We start from the raw sequence: 19407 nt of genomic DNA, 5'->3' as shown, positions 1-19407 counted from the left end.
GTTGTGGCAATCGGCCGCTGCCGCTCAATCACGACGATGGCATACCCCGAAGGAGATAGGCGCGGCTGGCATGCTTGTTGCGGCCGCCACAGGCCGTGATAGATCCACCTGACACCTGCGCCGGCTCTCTGCCCATGCCCAACGACTCCAGTGGCCGCCCGCAGCGGCCAGCCTTGCGCCCCGTGCCGGTGCGCCGCGCCGCCAGCCGGCGCCGGGTGAGGGCTGTGCGCTCGCCCGGCGCAGATGCCCCGGCGCGGGGCGCGGCGCGCCAGCCCGGGGCAGGGGACCCGGCGATCGCCCGCTTCGAGGCGCTCGCGCATGAACTCCATGATTCCATCGCGCAGCAACTGGGCTTTCTCAGCTTTCAGGCGCGGCATGTCGAAGGCCTTCTGGCCCGTCCGGCCGAGGCGAGCGCCTCGCTTAGGGAACTGCGCAGCGTGCTGGGCCGCGTGCAGAAGCAGGTGCGCGAACTGATCCTCGGCGCCCGGGTCGGCATGCAGGGGAGCTCGCTGCGTACCGCGGTGGGTGACGCCGTGGCCGAGTTCTCGCGCCGCAGCAGCATCGTGTTCGAACTCGACAACCGGCTGGATGAAGGCCACGTTGCGCCGGCGTGCGAACTGCATCTGCTGCAGATCGTGCGCGAGGCGCTGGCGAACGTCGTGCGGCACTCGCGTGCGCGTTCGGCGCGCGTGGCATTGCGGGGGCGGGGCAGCGGCGGCGCGCAGATCGTCATCGAGGACGACGGTATCGGTGTCCCGGCCGCCGTGCTGGCGGCGTCCGTGGACGGTGGGGAGGCCGGGCACTACGGGCTGGCGATCATGCGCGAGCGTGCCCGCACCATCGGCGCCGCGCTGAGCGTGGAGACTGCGCCGGGCGGCGGCACGCGCATCGTGCTTCATCTGCCGGACGGCGAAGGAAGCCCATGACCACCGGACTCCTGCTGATCGACGACCATCCCTTGTTCCGCAAAGGCCTGCGCATGATGCTCGACGGCTGCGATGACTTCACCGTCCTCGGCGAGGCCGCTGCCGGCCGGCAGGGCGTGGAGATGGCCCGCACCCTGCAGCCCGGCCTGATCCTGCTCGATCTCCACATGCCCGGCCTCGGCGGCATGCAGGTGCTGGACGAAGTGCGCCAGATAGGGCTGGACGCCCGAGTCATTGTGCTGACGGCGTCGCTGGTGCGCGACGAGCTGGTCGAAGCCCTGCGCCTAGGCGCCAACGGGTACCTGCTCAAGGAGACCGAGCCGGACGAGCTGGTCGGCTACGTGCGTCGCTGCAATGGCGGCAACGTGGTGCTGACCGACGAGATGATCCGCCTGCTGGCGCAGGACGACGGCAAGGCCGCGGGGGCCGCACCGGAGCCAGATGTCCTGCTGAGCGCGCGCGAGGCGCAGACGCTGGGGCTGATCGCGCAGGGCATGAGCAACAAGCAGATCGCGCGCGAGTTAGGTATCAGCGATGGCACGGTTAAGATCTATGTGAAGAACCTGCTGCGCAAGCTGCGGCTGCGCTCGCGGCTGGAACTGGCCGCCTGGGCGTACCGTACTGCCGGCGGGGTGCCGGTGCAGGCGTACCGGCCAGCGGGGGCCTGGCGATGACTGCCGACGCGGAATTTGACCTGGACGCCCTCCCGCTGGCAGCCGCCCGCCTCGGCTGCGATGGGCGGCTGCTGGCGAGCAACGCAGCCTGGCGCCTGCTGGTGAGCTGCGGGCCGGCCGTGGCGGAACGGGTGCATCCCGAAGACAGGCCGACGTGGCAAGGCGTGCTGGACGCGCACCTGGAGTGGTCGGGCTGCCTGCGTTTCATCAGCGAGGCCGGCACCTTGCTGTGGCTGGATATCGACCTGCACTGGCGCGGCGGTACTGCCTGGATCACCGCGCGCGACGCGACGCAGCGCCGCCGCGAGCTGTCAGCCCTGCAGGCCGGGGCGCAGAGTCTGCGCAATCTGCTCGACGGGGTGCCTGGGCTGGTCTACCGCGGCCGCAACGACCGGGATTGGACCATGGAAATCGTCAGCCGCGGCGCGCTCGGCATGACGGGCTATCAGGCGGAAGCGCTGCGCAACAATCGCGCGCTGGCCTACAGCGATTTGATCGCCCAAGAAGATGCGGACTACGTCTGGGGTACGGTGCAGACTGCCTTGCAACTGCGCCGGCCCTACACGCTGGCCTACCGGATCCGCGCGGCAAACGGTGGGCAACGCTGCATCTTCGAGCGCGGGCAGGGGGTCTTCTCGGACTCGGGGGAAGTGCTGGGAATCGAAGGCGTGATGCTGGAGGTGCCGGAGGGCCTGTTCGAGCGCCTGTCGCAATTGCGGCCCTGACGGGGCGGCAGGGCGCGGCTGCTGGTCCATCCGACCCATCCCCACGGCCTGACCGGGCGAAACAGGCAACCCTGTTCCGCCCGTCGCGCTCAATACCCGCCCTGACCCGGGTACCAGCTGGTGCCGGCCAACGGCACTTGCGTCATCGCCGCCGCGTCCACAGTCAGCGCGGCGAGGTCTTCCGGCTCCAGGTTGTGCAGGTGCGACTTGCCGCAGGCGCGCGCGATAATCTGCGCTTCCATCGTCATCACCGACAGGTAGTTGGCCAGCCGGCGGCCGGCCTGCACCGGGTCCAGGCGTGACGACAGGGCTGGGTCCTGTGTGGTGATGCCGGCCGGGTCCTTGCCTTCGTGCCAGTCGTCATAGGCACCAGGCACGGTACCGAGCTTGTGGTACTCGGCGGCGTAGCGTGGGTCGTTGTCGCCGAGCGCCACCAGCGCGGCAGTGCCGATGGCGACGGCGTCGGCACCGAGCGCCAGCGCCTTGGCCACATCCGCACCGTTGCGGATGCCACCTGACACGATCAGCTGCACCTTGCGGTGCATGCCCAGGTCCTGCAGCGCCTTCACGGCGGGGCGGATGGCGGCCAGGATGGGTATGCCCACGTGCTCGATGAACACCTCCTGCGTTGCGGCCGTGCCGCCCTGCATGCCGTCCAGCACCACCACGTCGGCACCTGCCTTTACGGCGAGAGCCACGTCGTAGTACGGCCGGGTGGCGCCGACCTTCACGTAGATCGGCTTTTCCCAATCGGTGATCTCGCGCAGTTCGAGGATCTTGATCTCAAGGTCGTCCGGGCCCGTCCAGTCCGGATGGCGGCAGGCCGAGCGCTGGTCGATGCCTTCCGGCAGGCAGCGCATCTTGGCCACGCGTGGGCTGATCTTCTGGCCCAGCAGCATGCCGCCGCCGCCTGGTTTGGCGCCCTGGCCGATCACCACTTCGATGGCATCGGCCTTGCGCAGGTCGTCCGGGTTCATGCCGTAGCGCGAGGGCAGATACTGGTAGACCAGCGTCTGCGATTGGCCGCGTTCTTCCGGTGTCATGCCGCCGTCGCCGGTGGTGGTGCTGGTGCCGACGATGGTGGCGCCGCGGCCGAGCGCTTCCTTGGCCTGCGCCGATAGCGCGCCGAAGCTCATGCCGGCGATAGTGATGGGCGTCTTCAGGTGGATCGGCTTCTTGGCGAAGCGCGCGCCGAGCACTACGTCCGTGCCGCACTTCTCGCGATAGCCTTCCAGCGGATAGCGGCTGACCGAGGCGCCGAGGAACAGCAGGTCGTCGAAGTGCGGCAGCTTGCGCTTGGTACCGCCGCCGCGGATGTCATAGATGCCGGTGGCCGCGGCGCGACGGATTTCCGCCATGGTGCCCGGATCGAAGGTGGCCGAGAAGCGCGGGGGCGTCTGTGTGGCGCCGAGTTCCAGTTCGTGGAGGACGGTGGGGGCGTTCATCTCAGTAAGCTCCTGCGTTGTCGACATGGAAGTTGTAAAGCGTGCGCGCTGAACCGTAGCGCTTGAAGGAGAACGGATCGACGTCCAAGTGGCCGGCGCGAGCCAGCAGGCCGGCGAGCACCTCGCGCTCGGCCGCGCCCATCGGCTTTTCCTCGCAGTCGGCGCCCAGGCTCTTGACCGTGCCACGCACGTAGATGTTGGCTTCGTAGAGCGAGTCGCCCAGCGCCTCGCCGGCGTCGCCCAGCACCACCAGGTTGCCGGCCTGCGCCATGAAGGCCGAGAAGCTGCCGACCGAGCCGCCGACCACCACGTCCGCCCCCTTAAGGGAAATGGCGCAGCGCAGGCCGGCATCGCCGTCGATAACCAGCAGGCCGCCCTGTGCGGTGGCGCCCGCGGCGTTCGAGGCAAAGCCCTTCACGTGGACCTTGCCGCTCATCATGTTCTCGGCCACGCCGGTGCCGGCGCTGCCGTTGATGGTGACGCTTGCACCGTGGTTCATGCCGGCCGCGTAGTAGCCGGCATGGCCTTCGATGGTGACGTCCAGCGGTGCGTTCATGCCCGCCGCGATGGCATGCGCGCCGTTTGGATTTTCGATCTTCACCTGCAGGCCGGGCGTGGCCGGCGCTTCCTTGTGCAGGAACTGGTTCACTTCGCGCAGAGGCGTGACGGCCAGGTCGAATTTCATGGGAGCTTTCACGCTTTCCATACGTACATCTCCTCGGGGGCAGGTTCGAAAACATGGGCGTGGCGCACGCCCGGCAGGTGGGCCAGCGAGCGGAACTCGGAGGCAATTGCCACGTAGTCGTCGGTCTCGGCGACGACGGCCGGCTTGCAGGCAAATGGGTCGCGGATCAGTGCGAGCTCGTTAGGCGTGCCCATCAGGAAGGTGTAGAAGCCGTCCAGCACTTCAAAGCCTTTCTGCAGAGCGTCCTTGAGCGAGTCACCTTCGCGCAGGCGCCATTCGAGGAAACGCGTGGCGGCCTCGGTGTCGTTGTCGGTATCGAATTCGATGCCGTAGGGCGCCAGCATGCGGCGGATGCCGTTGGGGTTCGACAGCGAGCCGTTGTGTACCAGGCAGAAGTCCTCGCCGGCGGTGAACGGGTGGGCACGGTCGGGCGTCACGGCGGATTCCGTCGCCATGCGGGTGTGGCCCACCAGGTGGCTGCCTTCGAAGCCGGCGAACTGGTAGCGCGTGGCGACTTCGGCGGGCGTGCCGATGTCCTTGTAGAGATCGATGCTCTTGCCGGCCGAGAAGACCTTGAGCGCCGGCTCGTAGTCCTTCAGCCAAGCCTTGATGTCCTCCGGCTCGCCGCTGAAGGCGACGATGCCGTGGTTGCCGCCCTTGGCCTCGACCGTCGCGCCGGCATCGCGGTTGGCGTTGAGGGCCTGCACCAGGGCGTCCCAGTCATAGTCATCGCCGTCCTTGGCGTAGCCGGCATAGACGCTCACCTTGCGGCGGCCGCCAGCCAGCGGCGGCGTGAAGACGGCCAGGCCGGCCGAGTCGGGGCCCCGCTCGGTCATCCCGATCATCATCGGCACCATCAGTTCTCCGAGCCGGGGGCGCAGGGACGGGGTCTTGATCAACAGTCCAACAATTCCGCACATGGTGAGGTCCTTTCAGAAAAATTCGAGGTATTGCCTGACTTCCCACTCCGACACGTGCCGCTGGTATTCCAGCCACTCCATGCGCTTCAGTTTCAGGAATTCGGCGGCCACCGGGCCCAGGGCGCCGGTGACGACGGAGTCGGCTTCGAGGGCATCGAGCGCGGCGCCGAGGTTCTGCGGCAGCAGCCCGATGCCAGCGTCGGCGAGCTGGGCGTCGCTCCACTCGTAGAGGTTGGTGTTGCGCGGCACGCCGGGGTCGAGCTCGCGCTCGATGCCGTCCATGCCGGCGGCGATGACTGCAGCGGTGGCCAGGTAGGGGTTGGCGGCGCCGTCCGGCAGGCGCAATTCGAGCCGGCCCTTGGGAATGCGCACCATGCTGGAGCGGTTGTTGTCGCCGTAGCTGATATAGGCCGGCGCCCAGGTCGCGCCGGTCAGCGAGCGGCCTACCACCAGACGCTTGTAGGAGTTGACGGTGGGCGCGCACAGCGCGGTCAGCGCCGGGGCGTGCGCCAGTAGGCCGCCAAGGAAGTGATAGGCCAGCTTCGACAGTTCGAGCCCGCGCGCGTCGGCCTTGTCCGAGAAGAGGTTGCGCTCGCCGTCGCCGATCGACATATGCATATGCATGCCGTTGCCGGGGCGGTTGGCGAAGGGCTTGGGCATGAAGGAGCAGACTAGGCCCAGTTCGTTGGCGATCTCCGAGGCGGCCATCTTGAAGAAGACGAAGTGGTCGCAGGAGGTCAGGCAGTCGGTGTAGGTGTAGTTCAGCTCGAACTGGCCGTTAGCGTCTTCATGGTCGATCTGGTAGACGTCGATGCCGGCCGAGCGCAGGTCGTTCGACAGGCGTTCCAGGAAGGTGCGGGTGCGCGACAGGCCCTTGTAGTCGTAGCAGGGCTTGGCCAGCGTGTCGCTGGGGTCGCACGGGGCGATGCCGCCCTTGTCGTCGCGACGCAGCAGCGAGAACTCGGGCTCCAGGCCGGTATAGAGCGTGTACCCGCACTCGGTCAGGCGGGCGATCTGCTGCTTGAGGACGATTCGGCTGTCGTACTTCCACGGCTGGCCTTCGACATGGCCCTCGCAGACGATGCGCGCGAGGCCGGGCTGCCAGGGCACCAGGCTGATGGTGCCGAGGTCGCCGCGCGCCATGAAATCCGGACCGTGCGGCTCGATGCCCACACCCCAAATGGCAAAGCCGGCAAAGCCCGCGCCTTCGGTCAGCACCGAGTTGAGGTGGGCCACCGGCACCGACTTGGCCTTGGCCACGCCGTGAATGTCGACGAACTGGGCGAGCACGTAGCCCACACCGTGCCCCAGCAGGTAATCCTGGGCTTCCTTGACCGTGTCGAAGCGCGGGGGCTGCGTGAGGGCCCCGGCTGGCGCGGTGAACTGCGCGTTTAATTCTGACTTCATGGACCTGGCTCCTTACCGACTCTGTGGTTGGGGGCGCTGCGAGGCGCCTGGCATACGACTGGCTTTCCGGGGAAATCCGTGATGAAATCCATCGTGTTTCATGTAGAGCAACGTTTGTGCCTGTTGTGAATCATCATTTTGGTGCGTCCGCGTGGCGTAAAGTCCGCGCAATGCCCGAGCGAAGACAATCAAAACCCTATGAACTCCCCCTCTGATTCCCCCGTCAGCACCGCGCCGGTGCTGGAAGAAGCGGTCGGCCTGGCCATCCGCGAACTGCGCCAGCGAGAAGGGTTGACCATCGCGCAGGTGGCCGACCAGGCCGGCCTGAGCCGGGGTATGCTGTCGAAGATCGAAACCGGCAGCACGATGGCCGGCATGGACACGCTGGCGCGCATCGCGCGCGTGCTGGGAGTGTCGATGTCGGTGCTGTTCAGCAAGTACGACGCGGCGGCGGCGTCGGCCCAGCACGTCAAGCGCGGCGCGGGGATGGAAGTGGTGCGTCGGGGCACCAAGAGCGGGCACTCCTACCACCTGCTCGCTTACGACCAGGGTCCGCTCAAGACCTTCGAGCCTTTCCTTATCACCATCGAGGACGACACCGAGCGCTACCCGACCTTCCAGCATCCGGGCACGGAATTCCTCTACATGCTGGAAGGCGTGATCGAGTACCGCGTCGGCCAGCAGACCTACACGCTGGAGCCCGGCGACTCGCTTACGTTTCCCGGCGAAGTGCCGCACGGGCCGGAGCGGCTGGCGCAGTGCCCCATCCAGTTCCTGTCGGTCACGGTGTATCCGCGCAGCGGCGGCTGATCCGCGCTGTGGCGGGTGAGCGGGGCGGAGCGTGATCGCCGGCATGGCGCTTACATGCCCCCGTAGTTCGGACCGCCACCGCCTTCCGGCGTGACCCACACGATGTTCTGCGTCGGGTCTTTGATGTCGCAGGTCTTGCAGTGCACGCAGTTCTGGGCGTTGATCTGCAGGCGTTCCTTGCCGTCATCGTTCTGCACGAACTCGTACACGCCGGCGGGGCAGTAGCGCGCCTCGGGGCCGGCATACTTTGCCCAGTTGATGTTGACCGGCACGCTCGCATCCTTGAGCGTCAGGTGCGCGGGCTGGTTTTCTTCGTGGTTCGTGTTGCTGATGAACGCCGACGACAGACGGTCGAACGTGAGCTTGCCGTCCGGCTTCGGGTAGACGATCTTCTCGCACTCGGCGGCCGGCTTCAGGTACACATGATCCGGCTTCTCGCGGTGAATGGTCCAGGGCGGGTTGCGGATGCCGAGCTTCGGCAGCAGCCACTGCTCGATGCCGGTCATCAGCGTGGCCGTGGCACGACCCTTCTTGAACCACTGCTTGAAGTTCTTGGACTGAAGCAGTTCCTTGTGGAGCCAGCTCGCTTCGAAGGCGGCGGGGTAGGCGGTCAACTCGTCGTGCTGACGGCCGGCCTGCAGCGCGTCGTAGGCGGCCTCGGCGGCCAGCATGCCGGTCTTGATGGCGGCGTGGCTGCCCTTGATGCGCGAGGCGTTCAGGTGACCAGCGTCGCAACCCACCAGCGCGCCACCCGGGAATACGGTCTTCGGCAGCGACAGCAGGCCGCCGGCGGTGATGGCACGCGCGCCATAGCCGATCCGCTTGCCGCCTTCGAAGTAATGGCGGATCTCCGGATGGGTCTTGAAGCGCTGGAATTCCTCGAACGGCGACAGCCACGGATTCGCGTAGTCAAGGCCGACCACGAAGCCCACCGCCACCTTCTTGTCCTCCATGTGATAGAGGAACGAGCCGCCATAGGTGGCCGGGTCGAGCGGCCAGCCAGCGGTGTGCACCACCAGACCGGGCTTGTGCTTGGCCGGGTCGATATCCCACAGTTCCTTCAGGCCGATGCCGTAGCTCTGCGGGTCGCGGCCGGCGTCGAGCTTGAACTTCGCAATGACCTGCTTGCCCAGGTGGCCGCGCGCACCTTCCGCGAAGATCGTGTACTTGGCGTGCAACTCCATGCCGAGCTGGAAGTTGTCGGTGACCTCGCCTTCCTTGCTGAGGCCCATGTTGCCCGTGGCTACGCCCTTGACCGAGCCGTCCTCGTTGTAGAGGACTTCGGCGGCCGGGAAGCCCGGGAAGATCTCCACACCCAGCGCCTCGGCCTGCTGGCTCAGCCAGCGCACGAAGTTCGACAGGCTGACGATGTAGTTGCCCTCGTTGTGGAAGCACTCGGGCAGCAGCGGGGCGCCCTTGGAGCCAGATTCGTTGAGGAACAGGAATTTGTCCTCGGTCACCGGCTGGTTCAGCGGCGCGCCAAGCTCCTTCCAGTTCGGGAACAGTTCGTTAAGAGCGCGCGGATCCATGATCGCGCCAGACAGGATGTGAGCGCCCGGCTCGGAGCCCTTTTCCAGCACGCAGACGTTGACGTCGCCGCCTTTATCCTGTGCCAGTTGCTTCAGGCGAATGGCCGTTGCCAGGCCGGCAGGGCCGGAGCCGACGATGACCACGTCATATGCCATGGCCTCGCGGCCAGCGCTCGATGCGTTGTGAGACATGGGAGGCTATCGGTAAGTCAGTGTGCCGCCGGCATCGCCGTGGCGTGGAGAGCGCAGGCGTCGTGGCCGAGCGCATGCAGGTCGAGGAGGCTGGCCATATCGCGCAGCGCGATGCCTTCGCCGGCCTGCAGTCGTAAGACGACCGGCGCGGCGTAGCCCTGGCGCAACGAGACTTCGAACTCGCCGCGTGCGACCACCAGCACGTCATGGTGGCTGCGGTGCGTGACGAGGCTGGCGTGGCCGTGCAGGGGGGCGACCCGCACTTGCGCACGGCCGCGCCTGGCCATCGCGTTGAACAGGCGCGCGGGCCCGCCGCCGAGGTGCGCCACGAGGGCCGTTTCGCCGGCGAAGGCGCGCACGTCACCCACGGCATCGAAGGACAGACGGCTGTCAGTGGACGCCAGCGCTAGCCCGGCGCCGTCCACCAGTGCCGCGCAGCGGTCGATGCCATCGAGGCGCGAGAACGGACCGGCGCCGCCGATGTCGGCCACGCTGAAGCGCCAGTCCCATGGGGCATCGCCGGGGGCGAGCGCGCCGGCGCTGATTTCGCGGGTCAGCCCGCAGCCGTTGGCCCAGAGTTGCGGGGTCAGAGCGTCAAGCGAAAAACGGCACAGGCCAGGCGGAAAGGGGGTGATCTGCATGGCTGCTCCTCAGGCCGTGCCACGCAAGGCGGCCTGCAAGGCCGGCAGGGCGTCGAACAGGTCGCCCACCAGGCCGATGTCCGCCACTTGGAAGATGGGGGCTTCCGGATCCTTGTTGATGGCGACGATGCACTTCGCGTCCTTAATGCCGGCGAGATGCTGGATCGCGCCGGAGATGCCCAGCGCGAAATAGATGTCAGGCGCGACGGTCTTGCCGGTCTGCCCGACCTGCGCCGTGCCGGGAGCGAAACCTGCGTCCACCGCGGCGCGCGAGGCCCCCAAGGCGGCGCCGAGGTGGTCTGCGAGCTGGCCGAACTGTGCCATGCCTTCCGCCGAGCCGACGCCGCGGCCACCCGCCACGACGATCCGCGCGTGGCTAAGGTCGGGCCGATGGCTGGCGGCCGTTTCGCGGCCAAGCAGGGTACTCCGCGTATCTGCTGGTGCTGCTGGCAGCGTGATGATTGGCGCTGGCGCGGTCGGAGCGGCCAAGGCCGGCGTGGCATCGGCCAGCTCCGCAAAGGCGGTGGCGCGCACGGTCAGGCAGGTGACCGCGGTTTCGGGGCGCAGTTCGGCGATGGCCGCGCCGGCGTAGACGGGGCGGTACAGCCAGCCGTCGTCGATGGCGGTCACGTCGCCGAGCCAGGCCGCGTCCAGCAGGGCGGCGGCGCGGGGAAGGGCGGCACGGGCGGCCAGGCTGTGGGCGGCGGCGATCCAGCGGTAGTCCTTGCCGACGGCCACTAACAGGCGCGCTATGGTTTCGGCGTTGGGCGTGGCGCTATCGGACAGCAGTACCTGCGCGACACCCGGCATGACCGCAGCCGCGCCGGCAACGGCGGCACAATCGAGGCCGGCCACCAACACGTGGATGGCGCCGGCCGGGGCTAGCCGGCGGGCGGCTGCGACCACGGCCGGCGTGGCTGGATCGAGCGTCTGCCCGTCATGGGCAGCCAGGATGAGGACGTTGGCGAGGGGGGGCATGGCGGTTCGCGGGTCAGGCGGCCTGCAGCGCGAGCAGGGCGCGCAGCCGTTCGATTAGGGCAGGCAAGTTTTCGGCACGGACGCCGGGCGGGCGCGGCGGCGGTTCCAACAGCGCGCGCGGGCGGACCGGCGGCGTGCCGGCGTCGGCCAGCGATGTGGCGGGGACGGTGCGGATCGCGGCCTTGCGCGCGCGCATCAGCGCCGGCAGCGTGATGTGGCGCGGCTCGCACAGGCGCAAGTCGACGCCCAGCACGGCCGGCAGCGGCAGGGCTAGGCGCTCGGTGCCGCCGTCGGCGTCGCAGGCCACGGCCAGGGTGTTGTCCGGCCGCACCTCGAGTTGGTTGACGGACATCGCCTGCGGCCAGTCGAGCAGCGCGGCGAGCATCGGCCCGGTGGCGCCGAGGTCGTCGTCGATGGCCTGCTTGCCGCACAGTACGAGGGTGGCATTCTCCTGCGCGACGATGGCGCGCAGCCAGCGGGCGATGGCGAGTGGGCCGGGATCGTCTACTTCGGCCGATTCGACCAGCACAGCATCGTCCGCACCCATCGCGAGCGCGGTGCGCAGGACATCCTGCGCGGCTGCGGGGCCGCACGTCACGGCCGTGACATGGCTGGCAAGGCCCTGCGCCTTCAGCCGGATGGCCTGTTCAAGGGCGACTTCGTCGAACGGATTGACCGATAGCTTGACGCCGGCAGTCTCGACGCCACTGCCATCGCGCTTCACGCGTACCTTGACGTTGGCGTCGACCACGCGCTTGACGGGAACGAGGATATGCATGACCGGGCTCCCGTCGATTCAGGATACCGCGCCCAGGCCGTACTTGCCCGTCAGCAGCCCGCCGGTGCGGAAGCGTTCGAGTGAATAGGGCGCGATGTCGACCTCGGTCTCCAGCCCCAGTGCCGCCTGCGCCAGTACCTGACCGACCGCCGGCGAGAGCTTGAAGCCGTGGCCAGAGAAGCCGTAGCCGACCACCAGCCCGGGCACATCCGGCAGTCGGCCGAGCACGGGGTTCCAGTCCGGCGTCACGTCATACACGCCGGTCCAGGTCGAGGCCACGCCCGCGGTCTCGTAGGCCGGGAAGCGCTCGGCCACTTGGGTACCGACCTCGACCATGTAGTCCATGCTGATGTCGCCTTGTTCGTTGTCGGGTGTGGCCAGGGTCTCGCCAACCGTGCCTTCGCTGACCAGCATCTGCTTTCCCCCGTAGCTGCGGCAATAGAGCATGCCGGGCGAGCCGAGGTCCTTATAGACCGGCATCTGGAAGGTGTACGGGTTAGCGTCCTCTTCCAGTGCGAGCACGGCGTGGCGCTCGGGCACGACCGGGCTGGCGATGCCGGTCCAGCGCTCGATATCTGTAGCCCAGATGTTCTGCGTGCTGATGACCGTGCTGGCGCGGAAGGTGCCCTGCGACGTCTCGACGCCGGCCACCTTGCCGTTTTCCAGCAGCAGGCGTTCGACTTCCACGCCTTCCAGGATGCGCACGCCGAGGCGCCGCGCGGCCCGGGCGAAGCTGGTGGTGACCAGATAGGCGTCGGCAAAGCCAGCTTCCGGCTCGTAGCCGATCAGCCCGGCATCGTCGAAGCGGGCGATTGGCAGCAGCGCCTGCGCTTCCTGGCGGTCGAGCAGGCGCACCTGGATGCCCTGCGCCTGCTGGGCATCCAGCGCGGCACGCAGCGGATCCAGCTTGGCGCCGTCCGGTGCCGCGATCAGGTAACCGCACTTGACCATGCCGGCTGAGGCTTCCTCGTCGCCCAGATAGCCGGCGAAGTCGTTGAAGACCCTCCAAGACGCCTGGGCCATGCGCACGTTCTCGATCACCGAGTAGTGCGTGCGCAGGATGCCGCTGGACTGCGCAGTCGTGCCCGCGCCGATCTGCGTGCGGTCGAGCACCAGCACGTTGCTGCAGCCCAGGCGGGCGAGGTGATAAGCGACGGAACTGCCGATCACGCCGGCACCGATGACAATCGCATCGAAGGTTTGCATGGAGGCTCCCTGCAGTGAGGATTGGACTGGATGCAAGCCTACGAAGCGACCGGACGGCGGCCGGTAACTGAAGAAATTTAGATGATAAGTATTAGAATGGCTTCAGTTCTGCCGAGCGCATGCGCTTCCGCTCAGCATAAGCCCACGCAATGGCCAGATCCGCCCCTATGCCCTCCTCCATGCCTTCCGCAAGCTCCGTCAGCCCGCTCGCGACGCGCCGCGAGCGGGTCTTGCCCGACCTGCATGCCCTCCAGACCTTCATGGCAGTATGCGAATCCGGTTCGATGGCGCTGGCGGCGCAGCGGCTGGGCGTCAGCCAGAGCGCGGTCAGCCAGATGATCCGTTCGCTGGAAGGCGAGTACGGCATCCAGCTGTTCGACCGGGAAGTGCGCCCGGCGCGGCCCACGCGGGCCGGCAACATGCTGCTGGAGATGGCCGACCAGCTGTTGGCCGATGCGCGCAATGTGGCGGAAGAGTTGCGAAAGTGCGTGCGACTGGATCATGCCCAACTGCGCTTGGGGTGCGTGGATTCCTTCGCCGCAACGCTCGGACCCGCGCTGGTGCGCGGCCTGTCGGGCACGGCCCGCCAGCTCCAGTTGTGGTCCGGTTTGACGCCGGGGCTGAACGCGCAGTTGCTTGGGCGCGAACTCGATCTGGCCATCTGCACCGAGGTGCCGATTGCCGACGCCCGCATCGCCCAGCGCTTGCTGTTCTCGGAAAGCTGGCTTGCCGTCTTCCCCAGGGGCAGTGCCGTGGCGCCGATGGCCGAGGCGCGGGATCTGCGCCAGCGGCTGGGTGACCTGCAGGATGAGCTGCCACTGATCCGCTACACCCAACGCTCGGTGATCGGCCAGCAAGTCGAGCGCTTCCTGCGCCATATCGGCGTGGACGCGCCGCGCCGCTTCGAATTCGACGCCACCGACCCGCTACTGAGCCTGGTGGCGGCCGGCCTGGGCTGGGCGGTCAGCACGCCGCTGTGCCTATGGCAGTCGCGTGCCTGGCTCGACAAGGTCGACGTCGTGCCGATCCCATGCTCGCGGCTTGGTCAGCGGGACTTTTACTTGCTTTACCGTGGCGCGGAGTGGTCCGATATCGCGGACGACATTGCGGACATTACCCGTGCGGTGCTGGCGCGCGACATGCTGCCGGCCCTGCGTGCCATGCTGCCCGGCCTGCCGGCCGATGCCATCCTTACCACTGACCAGTCTGCCACGCGGAAACCATGATGTCCTCGTCCTCGCACCCGCTTTTCACTCTGCACCGCGGGACGGCGCCGCTGCTGGTTTCCATTCCGCACCTGGGCCGGCACCTGCCGGAGTCCATCCGCCCTGGCTTTTCCGATGAAGCGGCGATCGTCAGCGATACCGACTGGCATCTCGACCAGCTCTACGGCTTCGCCCGCGAACTGGGGGCCTCAGTACTGGGCGCGACCGTCTCGCGCTATGCCATCGACCTGAACCGGCCGCCGACTGGCGAGAGCCTCTACCCGGGGCAGACCACCACCGACCTCTGCCCGACCGAGACCTTCCGCGGCGTGCCGCTCTACCAGCCGGGCCACGCGCCCGACGACGCGGAAATCGCCCGCCGCCGCGCGGCGTACTGGCAGCCCTATCACGATGCGCTGCGCGCCGAGTTGGACCGTCTCAAGGCCTGCCACGGCCAGGTGCTGCTATGGGAAGCGCACTCGATCGCCAGCGTCCTGCCGCGCCTGTTCGAGGGCAAGTTGTCCGACCTGAACTTCGGCACCAACTCCGGGGCGGCGTGCGCGCCGGCACTGCTCGATGCGGTGCTTGCGCCTCTGCCGGCCGCGGCGGCCGCGGGCGTGACGCATGTCGTTAACGGGCGCTTCAAGGGTGGCTATATCACCCGGCACTATGGCGTGCCGGCGGACGGTGTCCATGCCATCCAACTGGAGATGTGCCAGAGCCTCTATATGAACGAGACAGCGCCGTTTGACTACCGGCCTGACCTCGCCGGCAGAATCCAGCCGGCGCTCGGGGCCATGCTGGGCGCCGGGCTCGCCTGGTTGCGCCACGTAGGCTGAACGGCTCGTGGTGGTCTGACGATCCACGGGGCGTAAGGCGGCCGGACGGCGATTGCCGGCCGTCCCACACTCTCAGCACGGATTGAGCTTCTAACGGCGCGCTGCCCCGATGGGGATCTCCTCGGCGCTGGGCCAGTCGCCCAAAACACTTCGATGTATTCGAACAAGTCCCACGGTGCCTCGGTGCGGATGCATCTCGCGGACGGATTGCCGCACATTCAAGTCGATCGGGTCCAGTTGCAGCAAGTCTTCCTCAACTAACTCGTCAACGCGATGGAGGTGATGAGCGGCGTCAGCGACGGCGTGCGGCAATTGCTGATCAGCATTGGGAAAGCGGACGCTGGCTGCGTGCTCGTGGCCGTGAGCGATTCGGGGCCAGGTTCTTCCCCGCATGACGCCGAGCGATTTTTCGCACCTTTCTACACGACCAAAGCCATCGGCCTGGGGATGGGTTGTCCATCTGCCAATCAATCGTCGAAGCACACAACGTCCGATTCTGGGCGAGCGCGAACGTGCCCCGCGGCGCTATCTGCCCATCCTGGCGTTTCATCGTGATGCGCAGCGCGAGAGCCTCTTGTGCGGTTTCCACCTAACTTTGCGCGGGCCAGTTTAGCGTAACGGCGCGACACCGAGCTAAACCGGGCTGGCCGTTGCCAGGAACGGAGCCGACGTTCAAATGTCCCACTGCGAGCGCGTTCCAAGGACCGCTGGTGGCCGGTTTGAGTCGACCGAACTGCGGCTCATATGGCCGCAGACGGGCTCCACGGGTGCAAGGGCCCTTCCGGCGGTAGCAGTGGGCGGCCTGAGTCGGGGGCAGGTTGGGCGATAGGCCCGCACTTCTGAAAGCAGCCGAAGACGGGCCGCGGCGCTTCTCCAGCCTGTGCCACCTTGGGGATACGTTCGTAGGGGCTGGGGGAAAAGTTCATCTGCGGCCTGCGGTGATCGAACTGTGAGGGCACTTGGGCGCGCTGTGGTTGTGTTCATGGCAATATGCCACTATCCTATAGGCATATTGCCGGAGTGCTTTATGCAGACCATTGCCTTTAGACCGTCGGGCGCTGTAGCGCCTTACGAACGCTATCTTGATAGATTAAGTGCATTTTTAAGCACTAAGGTGCGCACGGGTGCAGATCTCGCTACGCTGGCGAATGACCGACTGCCTGTTGACATACTTGAGCGCCTGCTCGAGGCCGGATTGGCGTGGGACGAGGTTGCTTTCATCATTCCCCGGCGGACCCTGAGTCACCGTCGCGAGAAAGGTCAGCCTCTGACAATAGAGGAGTCGGATAAGGCTATTCGCCTTGCTCGAATCCTCGCGCAAGCCACTAGTACCTTTGGCGAGGTCGAGCGAGCTCTACATTGGCTGCGAGCGAAACAACAACGACTGGGTGGGGTCGCGCCGCTCTCCTTGGCTGCAACGGAGCAGGGCGCTCATCTTGTTGAGGAACAACTAGTTCAGATCGATGAAGGATATTTCGCCTGATGATCCTTTGGCGAATCAGTAACTACGCGGATCTCAAAGGTGTAGGCGGCTTGCGGGCAGGGGGGCGGTGGCACTTTCCTGGCCAGCCTGTCGTGTACCTGGCCGAACATCCGGCGCTAGCTCTTTTGGAAGTCCTAGTTCACCACGAAGTATCGAGGATCGAGGATTTGCCGAAACACTACCAACTCCTTACGGTGGAGATCGACGATTCAATCGTCGTGGCGGACATACCCGACCTACCAGATGACTGGAAGCAAAGCCCTGACTGGTCGAAAAATGCAGGGACAGAGTGGCTATCAGTTGGGTCCAGCCTGCTCTTGAAGGTGCCAAGCGTCCTGGTCCCCTATGCCTCGAACTATCTCTTCAATCCAGTTCACCCGGACGCCGCCAAGGCTCGAATCGTTGAGGCAAAGCACGTCGAGCATGACCCGCGGATTCTCTCGTTGCTTTCGGAGCCACGCGCTTGAGGTCAAAGGCAAAGCAAGGCCTGCACTTGGTGTCTAGCGCCGCCCTCAGAAGCCGAGGTGCTGGCGGCATTAAACGGACACCGCGATAACGAACGGGTATCCCAATGGAACGGGCAAAGAACGGCCTTCCAGCGAGGAAGTGCTACAACACGAGAGGTGCCTAGGGCGTTCTGCAACGTCGTAGGTTCCACGCGATGCCTTGCTATGCTGCGCCTGCCCAACCGCGGCTGCCACCTGCCCGGCATGGCTCGCTGAGCCAACTCCAGCCCGGAACTGGCTTTCGGCCGCACCATGTCATGCCGTAGCCTCAGGAGACTCAAGGGGCCCCCTGTCCTCCGTTCAGGGTTGGTCGTAGATCCATACCGAACCATCTGCGAAGCAGACGCCCAGACGTCGCTTCTTGCCACCTTCTGCCGGAGGGACGAAGGCCTCATCGCACGCCGATGCGGTCCTCTCGGGCAGCGGACTCGTAGGAGGCGCACGGATTCCTCATGACGCAGGTGCTGTGTCGAAACATGGCATACCCGAAGCGCATCGATTCGCTTATGCTCGCGATGTCCCCGATTGAACCGATCACGTAATGCTTCCGCCAAACGCCACAGATATCGATCTTGCACACAGAATCTCGTCGAATATCGGGGATGCCTATCGGCAGGCCGTTGAGTTCAGCGAAGTACTCCCGTCGTTCGCTCTCGTTCGGTTTCGCGATGTTATTGATGGCGTCTGCGAACAACTTGCGAGGGCCGCGAATCTGCACTGGGAGCGTGTACAGCTCGTGGACAAGATTGCTGCCTTGACCGATGCAGGAGCGGTGACTTTCAGGCTCAGGGACTGCTTGCATCTCGCTCGCACGCTTTGCAACGCAGGTGCTCACCAGACGCTCACTGACAGTCCGGAATCGGCCAAGGAGAAGCAGGACCGGCACGAAGAACTTGTCAAACATACGTGTAAAGTTCGCGACCTTCTGTTGGAAGCCTTTGAGTACCTCTATTGCAGTAGCAATGCTCTCGAAATCAAGCCAAGATATATTAAGGCGACCATCGACAATCAATTGTTCAAGGACGTATTGTTCAATGCGACAGTCCATTCTGACGCTGACAATAAATACAGCGCGGGCCTTTGGTGTGAAGCGGAAGCTGAGCGTCGATCGCGCGAGTTCAAGGGAATCATCGCAAGCGATGCCTACCAGCATGAGCAGACCTTCCTCAAGCGGCTCGCAGCGACCTTTTACCAGTCGTCGTCGCTTCTGAAACAAAACGCTGACGCACAGTTCCGATACGCTAAATTCGTCGAACAAGGAATGATCGACGGCGACAAGAAACATGAAGCGGTCGGCATGATCGCGCGCGCAGCAGAGTTAGGACACCCTGAGGCTTGCGAATACTTTGGTGGCATTCTCTACGAGGACAAGCAAGACTACGAGAACGCTGAGCGATTCTGGATGCAAGCGGTGCAAGCGAACGTCACGCGCGCGTACTTTTGCCTATACCTTTTATACTCGAAGGGGGAAGCTTTCGCACCTGACGTCGAGAAAGCGATCGAATATCTGAAAACGGGCGCAGACCAAGGGGATCCTGATTGCTTGGATCAACTCGGTCGATGTTATTTTGAAGGTGACGGTGTAGAGCGTGACGAAGAGATGGCACGGGTGCTACTACAGCGAGCGGTCGATCAGGGCAGCGGCTTGGCACGGGCCTATCTTGCGCTAGAGGTCAATCGGGGCGCTGATTTAATAGCAGATCGGCTTCAGATGCTTGGAGCGGCAATGTTGGCCCAGACCCGTAATCAGCAAAGAACTAGTAACGGTGCAGTCGAACCCTACGCGCTATGTTCGTGTGGTTCGGGAAAGAAGTATAAGTTCTGCTGCCGTGAGAAGGACATTGCGGAGAAGCGCCAGGGGAACATTCTGAAACGCGGCATTCCATTTGTATGGCGCTGAGTGCCGAGCGTGCGGCTAGTGATGATAGATGCCTGGCCTGTTTGCTCGAGTATTTCTTCGCTTCTGCTGAGGCGAGCCTGACGCCGCGGCGCGGCGATTCGAATGTCGTGACGACGGTGCTCACCAACGACGATTCTTGGCCGGCTCGAGTCGGCGAAATCAGGGCGCATACGATCGCGGGCGGCGTGTAGATCGAGATCAAATTCCGACCTACGCAACGTATTTAGCTAGTTCGCTTTCGTTCTCCCGATTTTGGCACGAGGTGGCTAAACGCTCTGAACAACCGATTGCCCTCGTTTGGGGCGCCCCGGCGACTTCCAAGCACACGAACTGAGCCGTCGCGAAGTTCCGTACGGCTCTGGGCTTTCCTGGCAGTAGACCCATTCGTCCATGTCCGCCATGGGTCTGCGATACAACCGCCATGAGATCTTGCCTAGCAGGAACACGGCTCTCATACCTTCAAAGGTAACGGCCCGGCCGATGCCGTATTGACGAACAGCACTTTGGCGTTCGTGTGACAGGAAGACTTGCACTGCCAAGCTGATGTGATAGCGTGTC

Annotated in this window: 19 protein-coding genes; 10 read left to right on the top strand and 9 right to left on the bottom strand. The window is 65.5% G+C overall.

The annotated features are described in order from the left end of the window. Positions 1-95: 95 nt before the first annotated feature. The 3 genes from GA566_RS31460 to GA566_RS31450 are packed head-to-tail and all read left to right on the top strand — an operon-like array spanning position 96 to position 2325. Positions 96-926, top strand: a complete 831-nt coding sequence (locus GA566_RS31460; RefSeq protein ID WP_133258073.1) for a sensor histidine kinase — start codon at positions 96-98, stop codon at positions 924-926. Continuing rightward, positions 923-1600, top strand: a complete 678-nt coding sequence (locus tag GA566_RS31455) for a response regulator (RefSeq protein ID WP_017513356.1) — start codon at positions 923-925, stop codon at positions 1598-1600. Before GA566_RS31460 ends, GA566_RS31455 begins: the two co-directional genes overlap by 4 nt. Beyond that, complete coding sequence (locus tag GA566_RS31450) at positions 1597-2325, top strand: PAS domain-containing protein (protein WP_017513355.1); 729 nt, start codon at positions 1597-1599, stop codon at positions 2323-2325. The genes GA566_RS31455 and GA566_RS31450 overlap by 4 nt, the downstream gene beginning before the upstream one ends. 89 nt (positions 2326-2414) lie before the next feature. Here GA566_RS31450 and GA566_RS31445 read toward each other — a convergent pair whose 3' ends face one another. Genes GA566_RS31445 through glnT form a run of 4 tightly spaced genes read right to left on the bottom strand, consistent with a single transcriptional unit; the run spans position 2415 to position 6782 of the window. Beyond that, complete coding sequence (locus tag GA566_RS31445) at positions 2415-3770, bottom strand: FMN-binding glutamate synthase family protein (RefSeq protein ID WP_017513354.1); 1356 nt, start codon at positions 3768-3770, stop codon at positions 2415-2417. Position 3771: 1 nt separating this feature from the next. Then, positions 3772-4476 carry a protein glxC gene (locus GA566_RS31440; protein ID WP_017513353.1) on the bottom strand — a complete coding sequence of 235 codons (705 nt, stop codon included), beginning with the start codon at positions 4474-4476 and terminating at the stop codon, positions 3772-3774. Next, positions 4464-5375 carry a hypothetical protein gene (locus GA566_RS31435; protein WP_038316189.1) on the bottom strand — a complete coding sequence of 304 codons (912 nt, stop codon included), beginning with the start codon at positions 5373-5375 and terminating at the stop codon, positions 4464-4466. The genes GA566_RS31440 and GA566_RS31435 overlap by 13 nt, the downstream gene beginning before the upstream one ends. A 12-nt stretch (positions 5376-5387) precedes the next feature. After that, complete coding sequence (gene glnT, locus GA566_RS31430) at positions 5388-6782, bottom strand: type III glutamate--ammonia ligase (protein WP_017513351.1); 1395 nt, start codon at positions 6780-6782, stop codon at positions 5388-5390. 198 nt (positions 6783-6980) lie between these two features. On the opposite strand from glnT, the gene GA566_RS31425 reads away from it, so the two are divergent. Next, entirely contained in the window at positions 6981-7592 is a 612-nt protein-coding gene (locus tag GA566_RS31425; protein ID WP_017513350.1) for an XRE family transcriptional regulator, read from the top strand. Between the two features lie 50 nt (positions 7593-7642). On the opposite strand, the gene GA566_RS31420 is transcribed toward GA566_RS31425, so the two are convergent. From GA566_RS31420 to GA566_RS31400, 5 genes are read right to left on the bottom strand one after another with little or no spacing between them, the layout of a single operon-like run. Continuing rightward, a complete protein-coding gene (locus GA566_RS31420; protein WP_111733855.1) occupies positions 7643-9313 on the bottom strand; it encodes an electron transfer flavoprotein-ubiquinone oxidoreductase in 1671 nt (556 codons plus the stop codon). 17 nt (positions 9314-9330) lie between these two features. Next, the gene (locus tag GA566_RS31415) at positions 9331-9954 is read right to left on the bottom strand and encodes a HutD family protein (RefSeq protein WP_111733857.1); all 624 of its coding nucleotides are present in this window, start codon (positions 9952-9954) and stop codon (positions 9331-9333) included. Positions 9955-9963: 9 nt separating this feature from the next. Further along, entirely contained in the window at positions 9964-10932 is a 969-nt protein-coding gene (locus GA566_RS31410) for an FAD-binding protein (RefSeq protein ID WP_111733859.1), read from the bottom strand. A 13-nt stretch (positions 10933-10945) separates the two neighbouring features. Further along, on the bottom strand, positions 10946-11710 hold the full coding sequence (locus GA566_RS31405) for an electron transfer flavoprotein subunit beta/FixA family protein (protein WP_017512047.1): 765 nt from the start codon (positions 11708-11710) through the stop codon (positions 10946-10948). An 18-nt stretch (positions 11711-11728) separates the two neighbouring features. Continuing rightward, positions 11729-12916 carry an FAD-binding oxidoreductase gene (locus GA566_RS31400; protein ID WP_017512048.1) on the bottom strand — a complete coding sequence of 396 codons (1188 nt, stop codon included), beginning with the start codon at positions 12914-12916 and terminating at the stop codon, positions 11729-11731. 179 nt (positions 12917-13095) lie between these two features. Here GA566_RS31400 and GA566_RS31395 point away from each other — a divergent pair, with 179 nt between their 5' ends. The 6 genes from GA566_RS31395 (at position 13096) to GA566_RS31375 (ending at position 18849) form a co-directional block, all read left to right on the top strand. Then, positions 13096-14142, top strand: a complete 1047-nt coding sequence (locus GA566_RS31395; RefSeq protein ID WP_051068961.1) for a LysR family transcriptional regulator — start codon at positions 13096-13098, stop codon at positions 14140-14142. Further along, positions 14139-14960 (top strand): N-formylglutamate deformylase, encoded by an 822-nt coding sequence (gene hutG / locus GA566_RS31390; protein WP_370459393.1) that lies wholly within the window; start codon positions 14139-14141, stop codon positions 14958-14960. The genes GA566_RS31395 and hutG overlap by 4 nt, the downstream gene beginning before the upstream one ends. A gap of 273 nt (positions 14961-15233) precedes the next feature. Further along, on the top strand, positions 15234-15515 hold the full coding sequence (locus GA566_RS33795; protein WP_370459392.1) for an ATP-binding protein: 282 nt from the start codon (positions 15234-15236) through the stop codon (positions 15513-15515). A gap of 472 nt (positions 15516-15987) precedes the next feature. Then, on the top strand, positions 15988-16443 hold the full coding sequence (locus tag GA566_RS31385; RefSeq protein WP_017512053.1) for an antitoxin Xre/MbcA/ParS toxin-binding domain-containing protein: 456 nt from the start codon (positions 15988-15990) through the stop codon (positions 16441-16443). Next, on the top strand, positions 16440-16910 hold the full coding sequence (locus GA566_RS31380; RefSeq protein ID WP_111733861.1) for an RES family NAD+ phosphorylase: 471 nt from the start codon (positions 16440-16442) through the stop codon (positions 16908-16910). Before GA566_RS31385 ends, GA566_RS31380 begins: the two co-directional genes overlap by 4 nt. A gap of 580 nt (positions 16911-17490) precedes the next feature. Next, the gene (locus tag GA566_RS31375; RefSeq protein ID WP_017512056.1) at positions 17491-18849 is read left to right on the top strand and encodes a tetratricopeptide repeat protein; all 1359 of its coding nucleotides are present in this window, start codon (positions 17491-17493) and stop codon (positions 18847-18849) included. The last annotated feature ends 558 nt before the right edge of the window (positions 18850-19407 follow it).

Source organism: Cupriavidus sp. SW-Y-13 (genome assembly GCF_009793345.1).
GTDB lineage: Bacteria > Pseudomonadota > Gammaproteobacteria > Burkholderiales > Burkholderiaceae > Cupriavidus.
This window is presented reverse-complemented; position numbering and strand designations above follow the sequence as displayed.